Source organism: Streptomyces sp. NPDC051582 (genome assembly GCF_040681715.1).
In the GTDB taxonomy this organism is placed as follows: domain Bacteria; phylum Actinomycetota; class Actinomycetes; order Streptomycetales; family Streptomycetaceae; genus Streptomyces.
Window position 1 is genome coordinate 1 of record NZ_JBFAZJ010000017.1, and the last position, 17,080, is coordinate 17,080.

Genomic DNA, 17,080 nt, shown 5'->3' on the forward strand with positions numbered 1-17,080 from the left:
GAGGGGGGCAGGAGTTCGTGTTGGAGGGCGAGGGTGGTTTTGATCAGGCCTGCGATGCCGGCGGCGGCGTCGAGGTGGCCGATGTTGCCCTTGACCGATCCCAGAGCACAGGAGCCGGCACCGCCGAACGCACGCGACAACGCCTGCACCTCGATCGGGTCACCCAGCGACGTACCCGTTCCGTGTGCCTCGACGTAGTCGATGTCCTCGGGGGTCAGGCCCGCGCTGCCGAGCGCGGCCGAGATGACGGCGGCCTGGCCGGTGACGCTGGGGGCGGTGAAGCCGACCTTGACCCCGCCGTCGTTGTTGACGGCCGAACCCCTGATCACGGCGTGGATGGTGTCGCCGTCGGCCAGCGCGTCCTCCAGCCGCTTCAGCACCACCACGCCGACGCCCGAGCCGAAGACCGTGCCCCGGGCATCCGCGTCGAACGGGCGGACGTGCCCGTCCGGAGAGACGAAGGACCCGTCCTGGTGCAGGTATCCCGTGCCCGGGTCCGGGTCGACGTGGACACCGCCGGCCAGAGCGAGGTCGCACTCCCCGGCGAGCAGGCTGCGGCAGGCGGTGTGGGTGGCGAGCAGCGCGGTCGAGCAGGCGGCGCGCAGCGAGACCGCAGGGCCCTTCAGGTCCAGCTTGTACGACACCCGGGAGGCCAGGAAGCCGAGCTCGTTCGCCACCAGGATCTGGGTCTGGCCCAGGGTGTCCACGATCTGCTGGTTCGAGTAGACGTGCTGGACGTAGCGGTTGGCCCCCGCACCGCCGAACACGCCGATGCTGCCGTCGTACTGCTCGGCGTCGTAGCCGGAGTGCTCCAGCGCCTGCCAGGAGGTCTCCAGGAAGAGCCGGTGCTGCGGGTCCATCACCTCGGCCTCGCGGGCGGTGTACCCGAAGAACTCCGCATCGAACAGGTCGCTGCCGGTGAAGGCCGGCGCGGCCTTGACGTAGTTCGGCTGCTCGTAGACCTCGGCCGGCACCCCGGCCGCCGCCAGTTCCTCGTCGGTGAGCGGAAGGATCGACTCCACACCGTCGCGCAGGTTCGACCAGAACTCCGCCAGGTCCCCCGCGCCGGGGAAGCGCCCCGCCATCCCGACGATCGCGACACCGCCGCGCGCCGCCATCACAGGGCCGCCCGGAGGTTGTCGACGAGGGCGCCGAGAGTGCGCACCGTGGGGCCTTCGTACACGATGGTCAGTGGTACAGCCACGCTCAACTCCTGACGCAGTCGGTGGACGACCTGGAGGCCGAGCAGGGAACTGCCGCCCAGCTCGAAGAAGTTGTCCTGGGCACCGACGCTCTCCACGCCGAGCAGCTCCCGCCAGATCTCCGCCACCCGGTGTTCGGTCTCTCCGCTCGGTGCGACGAACGGGTTCCGCAGGTTGGGCCGCTCATGCCGGGTGACGGGCGCCGCCACCTCGGCGGACGGGTCGGACCACAGCTCCTGGCGCAGCGCCAGGTCACCCGTGGAGGTGATGATCTGCGCCTGCGGCGCCGCGTCGAGCAGGGCGTCGAAGACCCGCCGGCCCTCGGCCGGAGTGAGCGCCAGGTCGCGTACGGCGGCCCCGAGCTCGGATTCCGCCCGGTCCTCGGAGGAGAAGTACCAAGCCTCCCAATTGACGCTGGTCCAGGGCAGGTCCGCGCTGTGGTGCTTCTGGGCGAAGGCGTCGAGCACGGCGTTCGCGGCGGCGTAGGCGCCGAAACCGAGTCCGCCGAGCAGCGAGGCGATCGAGGAGCAGATGAGGGCGAAGTCCAACCGCTGGTCGGCGAGTACCTCGTGCAGCACCTGCGTGCCGTACAGCTTGGGCCCGAAGTGCCAAGAGGCCTCTTCCTCGCCCAGGACCGATATTTCCCGGTGGGCTGCCTTGCCGGTCGTGCCGGCGCAGTGGAGCACGCCGTCGACCGGTCCGAACTCCTCCAGGATGCGCGCCTTCAGGGCGAGCATGGCAGCGCGGTCGGAGACGTCCGTGGCGGTCACCAGCACCTCGGACCCGAGGGCCTCGATCTCCCGGACGGCGCGGACCGCGGACCGGACGGCTTCCGGGTGATGCGGATCGGCCCATTCCTCCCGGGGCGGCAGGCCCGTCCGCCCGAGCAGCACCAGGCGCACCTTCGCCCGGTCCGCGAGGGCGCGGGCCATGAGCAGGCCGATCTTCCCGAGACCGCCGGTGAGCAGGTACACCCCGCCGTCGCGGACCGGTGAGGCGTCTCGTGCAGGCGGCTCGCCGGCTGCGTACGCGGGCGCCCAGCGGTGTCGGCCGCGCAGGGCGATCGTGCGCTCGCCCGGCGGGGAGGAGAGGTCTGCCAGCAGCTGTTCGACCAGGTCGGGCACGGACTGCGGGCCCCCGAGGCGGAGGTCGAACTGGACGCAGCTGAGCGTGGGGTACTCCTGCGGCAGCACCCGGCACAGACCCTGGACGGCGGCCTTCGGCGGGCAGAGCGGCTCGTCGCCGAGGACTGAATGCACCTCGGAGGACAGCACGTCCCAGCGCTGCTGCTGCGTCATGAGTTCGGACTCGACGGCCCGGGCCCAGTGGACCAGGCTGTCGAAGGAGCGGTGCAGCAGGGCCCGCACGTCCTCGGGCGCCGCGGCCCGGTCCGCGTCGTCGCCGACGCTCCAGCAGTGCACGACCCGGCCGGGCAGCGGCCCCTCGGCGCGCAGTGCCTCGGCGAGCCGGCCGAAGTGTTCCGCGCGGGCGGGGTCGAGGACGTACTCGCGCTCGCCCTCCCGGTGCCAGTCGGCCCCGCGGGAGATCACGCGCACGGTGGCGCCGAGGGCTTCCAGGCGGTCGGCGAGGCGGCGGCCGACCCCGGTCTCGTCGGCGAAGACGAGCCAGCGCTCGGCGGCCAGGCCGGCCTCGGCGTACCGGGGTGCGTCCGCCAGCCGCTGCCAGGACGGTGTGTAGAACCACTGGGGCAGATCGCCGCGCCGCTGCTGGGCCGAACCGCTGCCGGGCCGGGCGGTGCCGGGCGCGAGCCAGTAGGTGCGCCGTTCGAAGGGGTACGTGGGGAGCGGGACCCGCCTGGCGCCGGCCGGGGCGGGGAAGGGGCGTTCCCGTCCGGCCAGCCAGAGGCGGCCGGCGGCGCGGAGGAGTGCGGTGCGGGCGCTCTGCCCGAGCATGGCACCGGGCAGGGAGGGGACGACGACCCGGTCGGTGTCGGCGGCGGCGGGGTGCTGGAGGGCGCCGGGGGTCAGCGTCGGCGCGGGGCCGATCTCGACGATCGCGATGTCCGGGACGGACCACAGGGCGGCCATCCCGTCCGCGAACCGCACGCTCTCCCGGACGTGCCGGGCCCAGTACTCGGGGCTGGTGGCCTCGTCGTCGGTGATCCAGGTGCCGGTCAGGTTGGAGACGAACGGCACGGCCGGAGCGTTCAGCGGGACCGAGCGGACCAGTTCGGCGTACCGCTCGACGACCGGCTCCATCATGGGGGAGTGGAAGGCGAAGCGGGTGGTCAGCCGGCGGGTGGCGACACCCGCGGCCAGCAGTTCGCCGGCCACCCGCTCGATGCCCTCGACGGTTCCGGAGAGCACACAGGTCTGGGGGCCGTTGACCGCGGCGAGGCAGACGTCTTCGTCCGTGTACCTCGCGACGGCTTCCTCGCCGAGCGGTACGGCGAGCATCGCGCCCTCGCCCTGCTCCTCGATCAGCCGCGCGCGCTCCACGACCAGGCGCAGGGCGTCGGGCAGCGAGAAGACCCCGGCCACGCAGGCGGCGACGTATTCGCCCAGGCTGTGGCCGATCATCACCTCGGGCTCGACGCCCCAGGCGGACCAGAGCCTGACGAGGGCGTACTCAAGGGCGAACACCGCGGGGTACCCGAAGAGGGGCTGGTCCAGCGGGTGCTCGCTGCGCTCCGGCTGCAGCAGCAGCCTGCGGAAGTCGAACGGCTGCTCGGGCGCGGCCGCGGACTCGCCGACGGCGAGCAGGAACTCGCGGATGTCCGTGCCCAGCAGCGGCAGCAGCAGCTCGGCGCACTCGTCCAGGGCGGACCTGAACACGGCCTCCTGGGCGTGGAGCTCGCGGGCCATGCCGGGGAACTGGGTGCCGAACCCGGTGAACATGAACGCCACGGGACGGTGCGCGGCCTCGGGCGCGGTCCCGGTCAGCAGCCGTCCGTCGTCGCGGGCGTCGAGCGCCGCCACCGCCTCCTCGCTGCTCCCGGCGACCAGCGTGCGCCGGTACGGGAAGGCCCGGCGGCCTTGCTGGAGGGTGAAGGCGACATCGGCGAGTTCGATGCCGGGATGGGCGCGGAGGTGGTCGTGCAGCTGGTCGGTGGCCGCCTCCAGGGCCTCCGGGCTCTTGGCGGAGAGCACGAGCAGCTGGTCGGTGCCGCCGGCCGGCCGGGGTTCGCGCGGCACCTGCGGGGCCTGTTCGAGAATGACGTGGGCGTTGGTGCCGCCGAGCCCGAAGGAGCTGACCCCTGCGCGGCGCGGGCCGTCGCCCTCGGGCCAGGGCAGCAGCTCGGTGTTGACGTAGAACGGACTGCCGTCCAGAGCGATGCGCGGGTTGGGCTTCTCGAAGTGCAGGGTGGGCGGAAGCTGCCCGTGCTCGACCGCCAGCACTGCCTTGATCAGGCCCGCGACGCCTGCGGCCGAGTCGAGGTGGCCGATGTTGGTCTTGACGGATCCGAGGGCGCAGCTGTGCTCCGGGACCCCGGAGTAGGCCGAGGCCAGCGCGGAGAATTCGATCGGGTCCCCGAGGATGGTGGCCGTCCCGTGAAGCTCGACGTAGCCGATGCTCTCGGCCGGGACGTCCGCGTTGGCCAGCGCCGTTGAGATGACGGCGGCCTGGGTGGCCGCGCTGGGCGCGCTGAAGCCGGCCCGCCGGGAGCCGTCGTTGTTGAGCGCCGAGCCCTTGATGACCGCATGGATGTGGTCGTTGTCGGTGATCGCGTCCTTGAGGCGCTTGAGCACCACCATGCCGACGCCGTCGCCGCCCACCGTGCCCTGGGCGCGGGCGTCGAAGGTACGGCAGTGGCCGTCCGGCGAGAAGATGCCGTCCGGGCGGTAGACGTAGCCCTTGCTCCTGGACCCGTCGACGGCGACGCCGCCGGCCAGCGCGGTGTCGCACTGGTAGGCCAGCAGCGCCTGGCATGCCTCGACCACGGCGGCCAGCGAGGTGGAGCAGGCGGACTGGATGTTGAGGGCGGGGCCCTCCAGACCGAGCTTGTAGGAGACGCGGCTGGCGAGGAAGTCCGGCCGGTTGCCGATCACCGTCTGCTTGTCGCCGAGGATCTGCGCGGCGGCGGGCTGGGTGGCGATGTTGTGGATCAGGTAGGTGTTGTTGCCGGCTCCCGCGTAGACGCCGACGAGGCCTTCGTGGCCTTCGGCGTCGTACCCGGAGCTCTCCAGTGCCGCCCAGGCGCATTCGAGCAGCACCCGGTGCTGCGGGTCCATGAGCTCGGCCTCGCGCGGGGAGTAGCCGAAGAAGGCGGCGTCGAACTTCTCGCTGTCTGCCAGTACGTAGCTCGCGCCGACGAAGTTCGGGTCGGCCAGGGTGGCGGCGTCGACGCCGCGCGCCGCGAGTTCCTCCTCGCCGAAGCGCGTGAGGGAGCAGACGCCCGCCTTGAGGTTGCTCCAGTACTCCTCGACCTTACGGGCGCCGGGGAAGCGGCCGGCCATGCCGACGATGGCGATGTCGAGGCTGTCCTCGTACTCCGGGAAGCCGTCGGCGGGCTCGGGGCCGGGCCGGACGCCCATGGCGGAATCGACTTCCGGGGAGTGCTCACTCATGGTGACCTCGCTTCGCTTGCAACTGCTGCTGGCGGCGCCTGAGCAGGGCGTTCTGTTGAGCTCCTCCGCCGCGGGCGGTGCCAGGGGCTGCGCCCTGCCTCTGCTGCGAGAGCAGGCCCGCCTGGGCTCGGACGGTGGTGTGCTGGAACAGGTCGAGCAGTTCGATCTCCCGGCCGGTCGCCGTCCGGAGCCGGTGGTGCAGCTCGACCATGAGCAGGGAGTGCCCGCCCAGGTCGAAGAAGTTCTGGTCGGTGCCGACCGCGTCGGTGCGGAAGAGCTCCTGCCACACCCGGGCCACCAGCCGCTCCAGCTCGTTCCGCGGCGGCAGCGGTGTGGCGGCGGGTTCCGCGGGCCGGGGCAGCCTGCTGCGGTCGACCTTGCCGTGCCCGCTGAGCGGCAGCCGGTCGAGCGTCACCAGCGCCTGCGGCACCATGTGGGGGGAGAGCCTCTCCCGCAGGTGGCGCTCCAGCTCGGCGGTGGCGGTCCCGGCGTCGTGCGGCTCGATGTAGGCGACCACCCGCCGGTCGCCGGGCACGTCCTCGCGTACGACGGCGATGGCGTGGCGCACAGCGGGATGGCTCTTCAGCGCGGCCTCGATCTCTCCCAGGGCGACCCGGAAGCCGCGGACCTTGATCTGGTCGTCGCGCCGCCCGAGGAAGGCGATCGTCCCGTCGGCCAGGCGGCGGACGATGTCGCCGGTGCGGTAGAGGCGGGAGCCGGGCCCGCCGCCGAGGGCGTCGGGCACGAAGGCAGCGGCGGTGAGGTCGTCGCGGCGGTGGTAGCCGCGGGCGAGGGTGGCACCGCCGATCAGCAGTTCCCCGGCCACGCCGACGGGCGTGGGGCGGCCTGCGGGGTCCACGACGTGGGCCTGGGTCCCCGGGAGCGGCACACCGATCGGCGCGGTCTCCCACTCCGCTTCCGGGTGGTCGGCCACGGTGAGGGTCAGCACGCCGACGGTGGTCTCGGTCGGGCCGTAGTGGTTGAAGACCCGGCAGTGGGGGACGAGGCGCTGCAGGGCGCGCAGCCAGCGCCAGTCGGACGCCTCGCCGCCGACGACCAGCAGGCGGCGCGGTAGGAGCTCGGCGAAGCGCGGGGCGGACTGGAGGGCGCGCAGGTGCGAGGGGGCGATCTTCAGGCAGTCGACCCCCCAGGTCTGCACCCAGTCGGCCAGCTTCCCGGCGTCCAGCGCGACGTCCCGCGAGATCAGCTGTACCTCGCCGCCCGTGCACAGCGGCGGGGCGAAGGCGGTGACGCAGGAGTCCACGGTCAGCGGCTGCACCATCGCGAAGCTGAGCGGCCTGTCGATGCCGAGCCGCCGGACGATGGCACGGGTGTAGGCGACGAGCTGGCGGTGCTCGATCACGACGCCCTTGGGCTTGCCGGTGGAGCCGGAGGTGTAGAGCAGGTACGCGGCGTCCCCGCAGGCCGAGTGCTCGGGGGGCGGGTTCTGCGCCGGGCGGTCTGCCAGCACCTTCCACTCGGCGTCGAGCTCGATCACCCGGTGCCCGGTGTCGAGCGGCGCCGTCGCCACCACGGCGTGCACGGCCGCGTCGTCCAGGATGCCGTCCCGCCGCTGGACGGGGTCGTTCGGGTCCACCGGTACGTACGCGCCGCCGGCTTTGAGGATGCCCAGCACGGCGACCATCAGCCGTACGTCGCGATCGGCGCAGAGCCCCACGGTCACCTCGGGGCCGACGCCGGCCTCGCGCAGCAGGTGGGCCAGCTGGTTGGCACGCGAGTTGAGCTCGTGGTAGCTGAGCGAGGCGCCCTCGGACCGGACCGCGACCGCCTCGGGGGTGCGGCGCGCCTGCTCCTCGAAGAGCCGGTGGAAGCTCAGGCCGGCCGGCTCGCCGGCCACGCCGTTCAGCGCGGCGATGGTGCGCTCCTCCTCGGGGGTGAGCAGGGGCAGTTCGGCCACCGGTCGGTCCGGATCGGCCGTCGCGCCTTCGAGGAGCCGGAGCAGGTGGTCCACCGCGCGGCGGGCGGTGGAGGCATCGAGGACGTCGCTCGCGAACACCAGCTGCCCCGTCAGTTCACCGTCGTGCCATGAGAGTTGCAGGTCCAGGTCGCAATACGTGGCCTCGGGCGCGGCACGCGGCGCGGACAGGCAGGAGAAGCCCGGCCACAGGTGCGCCGGTGCGGCGTCGCCGGGCTGCCCGGCTTCCGCGAGCCGGGCGCCCGCCGAGCGGACCAGGTCGCGGAAGCTCCCGCCGGCCTCGACGCGGACGGGCGTGGCCGATCCGGAGCCTTCGGCGACCCCGACCCCGACCCCGACCCCGACCGCGAACTCGGCCTGCCCGCCGTACCGGTGCAGCAGTGCCAGGTAGAGGGCGAAGGCCGCCGAGGGGAGGTCCGCTCCGCAGGCCTGGGCCACCCGGTGCAGCGCGGCCGTTGCCGCGGCGGGGGCGGTGAAGGGGACCGAGCCGGCCCGGTGGTCGCGCCGGGTCGGACGGGGCCGGTCAAGGGGAAGCTCCGGAGCGGCGGGCAGCTCGGCGATGCGCCCGCCGGCTTCGGGATCGGGCACGGGCGTTGCGGGGTGCGCGAGTGTCATGAGGGATGCCTTGAGGAGTTCGGGGGAGGACGTACGTCATCCGTCCTGCTGGAGCGGGCCACGGCTACGCGGAGCGCTTGGTGCAGAGGTAGATCTGGTTCCGGCGGTGGTCGGCGGGGACGTCGATGACCTCGACGGAGTCCGAGAGGGAGTGCAGCAGCGCCTCGAACGGGCCGGCGGCGTAGCGGTTGAGCCAGATGTAGCCGTTGGCGGTCTCCCGCCGCAGCAGTACCTCGGACTCCTGCGGCACCTGGAACATGCAGATCACCACGGTGCGGCGGGCGACCCGGAACAGCTCGCGGACGGCGGTTTCGTAGTACGGGAGGTGCTCCAGCACGTGACGGCAGTTCACCACGTCGAACGCGCCGTCGCGGAAGGCGAGGTCCGTGATGCTCATCTGCTGCCACCGCGCCCCGGGGTACAGCCTGCGGCAGTCGGTGATGGCGGCCTCGCCGATGTCGATGCCGGTGTAGTCCACCTCCAGGCCCGCCGTCAGCAGGTGGAGGTAGGTGACTCCGGAGATGACACCGCAGTCGAGCATCTCGAACGGCGCCTCCGGGTGCAGCGCTGCGATCCGCTCGGTCACGACCGTGTGCGAGGGGTGCGCGGCTCTGTACTCCTCACCCATGTGGGTCACGTCAGAGGTCTGCGCCCAGAGCGATCCCGTGTTCACTGTGTCGATCCCCCGTAATGCTGAAGCAAAGCCCGTCATGACAGCACGGCCGTCGTCGGGCTGAAGGCTGGTGTGTCGGAGAGCGGGCCGTAACCCGGCGATGAGCAAGGTGACATCTGTCTCGTGCGCCGGGGCGGACCCGCTGTCGAACGGGCGGCCCCGGCGCTGTGACCGATGCCGCCTCAGAACACGGATCCCTCCGCGGATTCGATGTCGAAGACGGCGGCCGGCCCGAACATCCTGGCGTGCTTCGCCGCGGCGAGGGCGAGCGTGCCGCTCGCGTCCCGGGCGCTCGCGACCTCGGCCAGCTGGTTGACCATGGCGGGCTTCGCCAGTGACTGGTCGCGCAGCTCGGGGGAGCGGGACATCAGCACCATGGCCGCAGTGGTGTAGCCCGACTCGATCCAGGAGGCCCAGATCGCGTCGCGGTCCTCCTCCTGGCCCGCGAACAGGTCCTCGCGGCGTTCGTGCCGGCGGGTGGGAACCGGGGGCCGGCCCTCGGCCTCCGTGCGCAGGGCGACCCGGCGGCCCGCGATGTAGGCCACGGCGGCGCCCTTGCGGATGGCGAAGTTCAGGGCCTGCGCCGCCGTGTCCACCACCGGCTCGCCCTTGTCGTTCAGCGAGGTGTTGCATACCATCGGCACGCCTGTGGCCTGCCGGAACGCCTCGATCGCCCGGTGGAGCAGGGGGTTGGTCCCGGCGGACAGGGTCTGGCGGCGGGCCGAATCGTCGAGGTGGAGGATGGCCGGGACCAGTTCGCGCTTGGACTCGACCACGTACGCCGTCTCCAGCATGTAGGGCGAGGGCCAGGGGTCCTCGAACCACTCGCCGCTGTACTCCTCCAGGACGATCGGGGCGACGGGGCGCCACCACTGCCTGCTCTTCCAGTCGTTGAGCAGCTCCTTCGACCGGGGTGAGCGCGGATCCGCGAGGATGCTCCGGTGGCCCAGCGCACGCGGGCCGATTTCGGCCGCTCCGTCCGCCCACACCACCGGTCCGGCGGAGAGGTCCTCCACGAACCGGGTCTCGGAGAAGTCCTGGACGTCCTCGATGAAGTCCGCGAAGTGCCGCAGCGCGCTCTCGACGTCGGTCAGTTCGGCGCCGTGGTAGGCGGACCCGAGCCGGAAGCCGCCGTCCGGGAGCAGGCCCTCCCCGAGCAGGCCGAGGAGGCCCATCCCGAGCGACTGGCCGGAGTCGTTCGCGCTCGGTGGAGTGAGCAGGCCCTTGAACCCGTAGCGGCGCAGGAGGAAGGAGTTGGTCGGACAGTTGAGGGCGAAGCCCCCGCTCATGGAGAGGTACGCCTGGGTCGGGTCCACCCCGGACGACTCGATGAGCCGGTCGACGTTGCGCACCATGATGAGCTCGCAGGCCGTCTGGACGACCTTCATGACCGCGGACTGCAGGTGCTCCTGCTCGCCGAAGCGGCTGTCCAGCTCCATGGCGGGCAGCTGCGACTCGGCTGCGCGGATCACGGCCTGGACGAAGGGGAGCGTGTCGACCAGCGGTACCCGCCGGCCGCCGAACAGCTGCAGCTCCCGCACCGCCGCCTCGGTGTCGAAGGCGATCTCCGTGGGGCAGGCCGAAGCCAGGGCCATCAGGGTGCCCGGCTCCTTGTCGAACTCCGAGGAGGCGGCGTCGTAGATGGGGGCCGGCGACTCGACCGGGGCGAACTCGACGTCGCCCCTCGTGGACACGCAGCCGGTGTACCAGTGCTTCTTGCCCGTCTGGTCGAGGCCGAAGTCGGGCCGGCCGTCCAGGGCCAGCCCGATGATCGTCTCGTTGCGGAAGGTCTCGGAGTCGAGCAGCAGTCCGCTGTAGAGGTGGGCGAGGCTGTGGATCGGGAAGTCCTCGGCGCCCGACGGGACCTTGACGTCGGCGTGGTGCGGCAGACCGGGGGTGCCCCAGGACAGGCTCACGTCGTCCAGGGAGAGTCCCTCGGCCGCAAGCAGCTCGTTCAGGACCTTGGTGTACCGGTCGACGGTGAACAGTGGCCAGAAGTGGTGCTTCTGCCCGCTGAAGCGCTCCAGCTCCCAGACCCTGACCAGTTCGACCCGCGCGTCGTGACTGCGCCAGAGTGCGATGTTCTGGTCATGGCGCGGTGCTATCACGGACAGGCCGCCGGGCGGGGAGATGTAGCTCGACAGGAAGTACTTCGCGGCTGGGTACGCGGTCACGATGTCTCTTTCGGCGGTGGGACAGTGGCTGCACTGGTCCTTGGGCAGACGGTCCGGTGCGGTCCGCTCGGGCGGTCGCCGGGCTGTCCGGGTCGGTGCGACCGGACCCGGGTGTCCACTGGTGACGTCGGATGCGGCAGACCGTCCCGGTCGGGGGCGCTCGGGCCTCGGGCCGGAATGCCGGCGGGCGCGCATGCACGGGACTTGGGCCGTCTGCGAGGGCCTCGGGGTGGGAACGGCGGGGACGGACTCGGTCCCCCAGCGGTGGCAGCCAGTCCCGAGGCGAGCGACGAGATCGCTCGGGTCCGTGCGTACCGGAACTACTTCGAAGCGGGAATCCGCTCCTCGACGAGCTGGACCAGTTCGCCGACGTTGGACACGGTGAACATGTCGACGACGTCGAGATCGACGTCGAACGCGCTCTGGATCGAGATCATCAAGCGGAGCAGCGACACGGAGGTGGCTCCGAGGTCGTCGAAAGTGCTCTCCAGCGTGACTTCAAGCGGGTCGAATACTTCGGAAATCACCGACATCAAGCCGCCGGGCTGCTCGTTCGACATTTCTTGTTCCCAGGTCTCTTATTTGTCAAGCCCTATCAGGCAATTGACCCTATGACGCTGGTGAAGCAGCGTCAAGACCTTTTTCCGGGGCGGTGGTTGCGGGTGTCCGAGTTGCTCTCCTTCGCAACGGGATGGATGAAGTCAGGGCTGCACGGCCCGAGGCAAGTATGAATCGAGCCAACGTCCGTTGCGTGGCTGAAATCGTTTGCCAGCCGTGGAGTTCGCCCAGGTCGGGGCTCGACAGGTCGTGCCTACCCTGGGGTAGGGTGCTCGAAGTTTCATCGCACAGTCACAGTTCACGGGGGTAGTGGTGTTAGGAATCAGGATTCGGCCTCTCACACCAATAACGGGCGCCGAAGTGGAAGGCGCCGATCTCGCTTCGGACCTGTCTCCGGCTGTCGTCGCCCGCCTTCGCGAGGCCCTGCTGCGCCACAAGGTCCTTGTCTTTCGGAATCAGCCGATGGATGATGAGCGGCACGTCGAACTCACCAATGCCTTCGGTGGAGCCACTGCAGCGCACCCCATCGTGAATGGCCTTCCCGAGAACCCGGCCGTGCTGCGGACCGCTCTTTCCGAGGAGCGGAAGGCACTCATCGAGGCCGAGGCCGGCCTCAGCCATCCCCTGAAGGAACGGACGCTGCGGCGCCTGCGGACCGAATGGCACGTCGACAGCACTTTCGTCGTCAATCCCAACGCCATCACCATTCTGCGGGGTGTTGAAATCCCGCCGGCTGGAGGCGATACTCTCTTCGCCAATCTGGAAGCGCTCTACGAGGGGTTGTCGCCATCCCTGCGGGGATACCTCGACACCTTGCAGGCAATACACTCCCGGCACGCTCCGTCGGCGCCGCCCCGGTTCGACGGCAAGCCGGCCGGCCCCTTCGCGGCCGTCCATCCGCTGGTTCAGGTGCACCCCGAGACGGGTGTGCGCAGCCTGCTCGTCAGTGCCGTCTTCCTCCAGGCCATCCGCGGTCTCAAGCCGCGGGAGAGCGCAGCCCTGCTCGACTTCCTCCTCGACGAGCTCGCCGGGCGGGACGAGATCCACGCCCGGGTCCGCTGGGAGCAGGACACGCTGGTCATGTGGGACAACCGTGCCGTGGCCCATGCCGGGCCGGTGGACGGGCTGATGTTCGAGGAAGAGCGGATCGTGCACCGTACGACCGTCGTCGGCGACGTGCCCTGCGGGCCCGACGGCTTCAAGTCGCGCGCCCTCATGGGGGGCCGGTTCGAGGCGCTGGTCTGAGCGGCCGCGCCGTGACGCCACGGCCGCCGCGGGGGCCGGGATTCCTGTACCGGGCCCGGGCCGGATTCCGCGAAGACCGTTCGGAAGAACGTATTCGATTTACCGCCAGGCAGTCCATGTACAGTCAAGCCGGTCGTATGCAGATGTGCTGGCGTTGCGGCTCCGACATAGATTCGGGCCGGTCGGTTCATTCTCCGGGACCTTCTGTGGGGGAAGGAAAAATGTCGGTCGTCAACCACCGTGAAAAATCCGAGGCATCACCCAAGTACCGTCTGTCCTGTATCGATTGCGGCTGGGAGTCCGATCCGGAATTCAGGCTCCGATGTCCCCGGTGTTCGGGTGCCCTCGATCCCAGGATCAATCTGGAGCACGCCACCGAGCGTGACAGCGGCCGGCCCGAGCTGGCCTACCTGGACTTCCTCCCCGTCGAATCCGAGCACTTCCTCGACGCCGACATCAGTCTGCGGACCCCCTGCCGGCCGGCCCCGCACCTCGGAGCGGCCATCGGTCTGCCCCACCTCTGGGTGAAGGACGAGTCCCGGCAGCCGACCGGGACCACCAAGGACCGGCTGGCCTCCGTGGTCCTGGCGGTGTTCCGGCAGTTCGGGATCAACGAGTTCGTCGCCTCCAGCACCGGAAACAGCTCCACCGCCCTGGCGCGCGCCGTGCAGCGCGACCCTTCGATGCGGGCCCACTTCTTCTGCGGCCGCGACTTCACCGGCGACCACGACATCGAGACCGGTGACCGGGTGTCCCTCACCGTGGTGGACGGCAACTACGCGCAGGCCAGCCAGGTGGCCAAGGAGTTCGCAGCCCGCAACGGCCTGGTCTGGGAGGGCGGGTTCTTCAACTGGGCCCGGCGCGAGGGCCTGAAGCTCACCTACCTGGAAGCTTTCGACGCCATGGACGACAAGCCCGACGTCGTCGTCCAGGCCATCAGCAGCGGCATGGGGATGATGGCCGTGCGCAAGGGCGTGGCCGAGTACCTCGCCTGCGGCCGGCTCGCCTCCGCGCCCCGCCTCCTGATGGTCCAACAGGACACCTGCGCACCCATGGCCGCGGCCTGGAGCGAGGGACGGGCGGAGCTGACCGAGGACGACGTCATCGAGCGCCCCACCGGACTGGCCCGCGCGATCCTGCTCGGCGACGGCCGGGCCACGTACCCCTACATGCGGGACATCGCGGCCGAGAGCGGCGGCGCCATCGTCTCGGTGAGCCAGGACGAGCTGGTCCAGGCCCGTACGATGCTCCGCGAGCTGGAGGGGCTGGACGTCTGCCACTCCTCGGCCGCGACCATCGCCGCGCTGCGCAACGAGGCCGCAGCCCGCCGGATCACCCCGGACGAGGTCGTACTGGTGAACCTGACCGGCCGCGAGCGGTACACCGCCTCCGGCGCCGGACCGGCTCTCGCTGCCGCTGCCACCGTCGGCTGAGCCCGCTGCTCCCCGGGCCGGATGCCGTCGCTCCCACCGGAGCGCCGCGGCCGCCCGCCCCCACTTTCGCAAGGATTCCGTTGATACTCAGTCACCTCACCCCGCAGCAGGCCGCGCGCCACGCCGAGTTCCGAGCCTTCGCCGACCGCTCCCTGGTGCCGCAGGCGGACCGCTTCGACCGCGAGCAGTCGATCTCGCGGGAGGTCGTCGCCGACCTCGCCGGGCAGGGCTACCTCGGTGCGCTGATCCCTGAGGAGTTCGGCGGTCTCGGCATGGACTGGATCGAATACGGTCTGCTCACCGAGGAATTGGGCCGCGGCTGCCAGTCGATCCGCAACTTCGTGGCCGTGGACGACATGGTCGCCCACTCGATCCACAAGTGGGGAACGGAGGAGCAGAAGCAGCAGTGGCTCCCCCGGATCACCTCGGGCCGCACACTGGCCGCCTTTGCCCTGACCGAGCCGGAGGTCGGCAGCGACGCCGCCGCGGTCGAGACCACGGCCACGGCCACGGCCGACGGCACGGACATCGTCCTGCGCGGCACCAAGAAGTGGATCAGCTTCGCGCAGATCGCGGACCTCTTCCTCGTCTTCGCCAAGTTCGAGGGGCAGCACACGGCCTTCCTGGTGGAGCGGGACACCCCCGGCCTGACGGTGGAGGCGCTCGACGGCCTGCTCGGCCTGCGCGGCTCGATGCTCGGCCGGATCGCCTTCGACGACTGCCGGATCCCCGCCGCCAACCTGGTGGGGCGCCCCGGCCTCGGCCTCACCTTCGTCGCCTCCAGCGCCCTCGACCTCGGCCGCTACAGCACCGCCTGGGGCTCGGTCGGTCTGGCCCAGACGTGCCTGGAGGCCTCGACGGAGTACGCCGGCCGCCGCACCCAGTACAGCACCGAGATCCGCAACCACCAGCTGGTCCAGCAGCTGCTGGCCGACATGCTCACCGACACCGTCACGGCCCGGCTGCTCTGCTACCACGCCGGGGTGAGCAAGGAGCGGGGGGAGATGGAGTCCGTCAACCACACCCTGCTGGCGAAGTACCGGACTTCTACGGTCGCCGTCAAGGCGGCCGCCGACGCGGTGCAGATCCACGGTGCCCAGGGCATCGGGGCGGAGGCTTCCGTTCAGCGTCACTACCGGGACGCCAAGGTGATGGAGATCATCGAGGGCACGACGCAGATCCAGCAGACCATGCTCGGTCAGTTCGCCGTCAGGGCGGCCCGGCTGTGAGCGTCCGGGCGGGGGCGGTGACCTACGGTCAGCTGTCGGTCCTGCGTTCGCTGGAGACACACGGACCCGACCATCGGGCGGTCGCCAATCTGGTCAGTGTCTGGGAGGTTCCGTTCGGTATCGGCGCAGCCCAAGTCATGGACGCCTGGCTCCAGTTGGTGGCGAATCACGAGTCCTTGCGGACCACCTACGACCTGAGCGGCCCGATGCCGACCCAGACGGTCCACCCGCACCGCCCGTCCCGGGTGGCTGCGCTGGAGCTGGCCGAGGACAGCTTCGCGGCGGCCCTCCGGCTGGGTGCCGAGGCTGCCGTCGAGCCGATCGACATCGAGACCGAGTTGCCGTGGCGCGCGTTCGTCACCACTCACCAGGGGGATGCGCTCCACCTGGTCACCGTGATCCACCACGTGGCGGCCGACAACGGTGCGCTGCGGGTGCTGGAGGAGCAATTCGGCTTCCTCCTGGAGGGCGGGGCGCTCGCGCCGGTGGTACAGCCGCTGGAAATGGCGCAGGAGCAGCAGGAGGAAGGGGGCATCCGGAGCCTCCGGCACTGGACCGAGGCCTGGAGCCGGCTCGTCCCGGCGGACCGGGATCCGCAGGACGCCAGTGAGCGACGCCGGGCCTCGCTCTACAGCCTGAAGGGACTGACCGCCGCTCAGGAGCTCTCCGACCGGCTGAAGATCTCGGTCCAGTCGGTGGTGCTCGGTGTCGGCGCGCTCGCGCTGTCCCGGCTCAAGGGCACCGAGCGGATGACCTTCGCGCTGATGGCCGCCAACCGGCTCACCACCCGGTGGGTGCCGCTGGTCAGCTCGCTCAACCAGTTCGTCCCGGTGACCGTCACGGTCGACGAGGAGGCCCACCCGTTGGAGTATCTGCGGGCCTGCTACGTCCAGTCCATGACGGCGTACATGAACGGCTGCTACGACGTCGATGCGCTGAAGGCGAGTCTCTGGGAGGCCGGCCTGCCGGAGACGGACCCCACCGCCTTCGCCAAGCACTACAACTTCCTCGGCGATGTGGACGCCGAGCCGGCCGCCGGGTCCTCCCTGCGCACCGGGATCGAGTGGCGTGCGTCCACCCAGCGGTCAGGGCCGAACTTCCACCTGGCAGTGGCCACGGGGAAGGGAATCCTCATCGGAGTGGGCGCGAGTCGCAATTATCTCGACGGAAATCTCCCAGCCGTTCTCGCGGCGTCGATCGAGGCTGGTCTGATCAATATGTCCAAGGGATTTGAGAACTCTCTGGCGGAAGTTTCGCTGGATAATCCTTTGCGAATTTTCTGAAGGGCAGCAGAATGCGGGGAGAAACGCTTCTTCCCCCCGCACTGCGGCATCCCGGGGCTTGGTCGAGCCGGTTCTAGAAGCCTGCACAGATTCCCCGAAGCTGCTTCTGCATCATGACCACCTCCTTTCCGTGGTGACTATAGCCACAGGCGGTCGGGAGGTGGAAGGAAAATCTGGATAAGGCCCAGGAAATACGGTTAGGG

10 protein-coding genes are annotated in these 17,080 nt (G+C 70.6%); 4 read left to right on the plus strand and 6 right to left on the minus strand.

The window, feature by feature from the left end:
• The 6 genes from AB0M92_RS22115 to AB0M92_RS22140 all read right to left on the minus strand — a co-directional run.
• On the minus strand, positions 1–1,118 hold a 1,118-nt coding region (locus AB0M92_RS22115), incomplete at its 3' end, for a polyketide synthase (protein WP_366103974.1).
• A complete protein-coding gene (locus tag AB0M92_RS22120) occupies positions 1,118–5,731 on the minus strand; it encodes an SDR family NAD(P)-dependent oxidoreductase (protein WP_366103975.1) in 4,614 nt (1,537 codons plus the stop codon). The genes AB0M92_RS22115 and AB0M92_RS22120, both read right to left, overlap by 1 nt.
• Positions 5,724–8,282, minus strand: coding sequence for an amino acid adenylation domain-containing protein (locus AB0M92_RS22125; RefSeq protein WP_366103976.1), 2,559 nt, complete (start codon positions 8,280–8,282; stop codon positions 5,724–5,726). Before AB0M92_RS22125 ends, AB0M92_RS22120 begins: the two co-directional genes overlap by 8 nt.
• A 64-nt stretch (positions 8,283–8,346) precedes the next feature.
• Positions 8,347–8,910 (minus strand): class I SAM-dependent methyltransferase, encoded by a 564-nt coding sequence (locus AB0M92_RS22130; RefSeq protein WP_366104130.1) that lies wholly within the window; start codon positions 8,908–8,910, stop codon positions 8,347–8,349.
• A gap of 227 nt (positions 8,911–9,137) precedes the next feature.
• Positions 9,138–11,129, minus strand: a complete 1,992-nt coding sequence (locus AB0M92_RS22135; RefSeq protein ID WP_366103979.1) for a carbamoyltransferase C-terminal domain-containing protein — start codon at positions 11,127–11,129, stop codon at positions 9,138–9,140.
• A gap of 320 nt (positions 11,130–11,449) precedes the next feature.
• Positions 11,450–11,689, minus strand: a complete 240-nt coding sequence (locus tag AB0M92_RS22140; RefSeq protein ID WP_366103980.1) for an acyl carrier protein — start codon at positions 11,687–11,689, stop codon at positions 11,450–11,452.
• Positions 11,690–11,999: 310 nt separating this feature from the next.
• On the opposite strand from AB0M92_RS22140, the gene AB0M92_RS22145 reads away from it, so the two are divergent.
• From AB0M92_RS22145 to AB0M92_RS22160, 4 genes are all read left to right on the plus strand, one after another.
• The gene (locus tag AB0M92_RS22145) at positions 12,000–12,932 is read left to right on the plus strand and encodes a TauD/TfdA family dioxygenase (RefSeq protein WP_366103981.1); all 933 of its coding nucleotides are present in this window, start codon (positions 12,000–12,002) and stop codon (positions 12,930–12,932) included.
• Positions 12,933–13,153: 221 nt separating this feature from the next.
• Positions 13,154–14,365, plus strand: a complete 1,212-nt coding sequence (locus AB0M92_RS22150; protein WP_366103982.1) for a pyridoxal-phosphate dependent enzyme — start codon at positions 13,154–13,156, stop codon at positions 14,363–14,365.
• Between the two features lie 80 nt (positions 14,366–14,445).
• On the plus strand, positions 14,446–15,594 hold the full coding sequence (locus AB0M92_RS22155; RefSeq protein ID WP_366103983.1) for an acyl-CoA dehydrogenase family protein: 1,149 nt from the start codon (positions 14,446–14,448) through the stop codon (positions 15,592–15,594).
• Between the two features lie 17 nt (positions 15,595–15,611).
• Entirely contained in the window at positions 15,612–16,877 is a 1,266-nt protein-coding gene (locus AB0M92_RS22160) for a condensation domain-containing protein (protein WP_366103984.1), read from the plus strand.
• The last annotated feature ends 203 nt before the right edge of the window (positions 16,878–17,080 follow it).

Coding starts and splice junctions, on each gene's coding strand:
- AB0M92_RS22120 (WP_366103975.1), bottom strand. CDS start 5,731: ATGAGTGAGCACTCCCCGGAAGTCGATTCCGCCATGGGCGTCCGGCCC.
- AB0M92_RS22125 (WP_366103976.1), bottom strand. CDS start 8,282: ATGACACTCGCGCACCCCGCAACGCCCGTGCCCGATCCCGAAGCCGGC.
- AB0M92_RS22130 (WP_366104130.1), bottom strand. CDS start 8,910: ATGGGTGAGGAGTACAGAGCCGCGCACCCCTCGCACACGGTCGTGACC.
- AB0M92_RS22140 (WP_366103980.1), bottom strand. CDS start 11,689: ATGTCGAACGAGCAGCCCGGCGGCTTGATGTCGGTGATTTCCGAAGTA.
- AB0M92_RS22150 (WP_366103982.1), top strand. CDS start 13,154: ATGTCGGTCGTCAACCACCGTGAAAAATCCGAGGCATCACCCAAGTAC.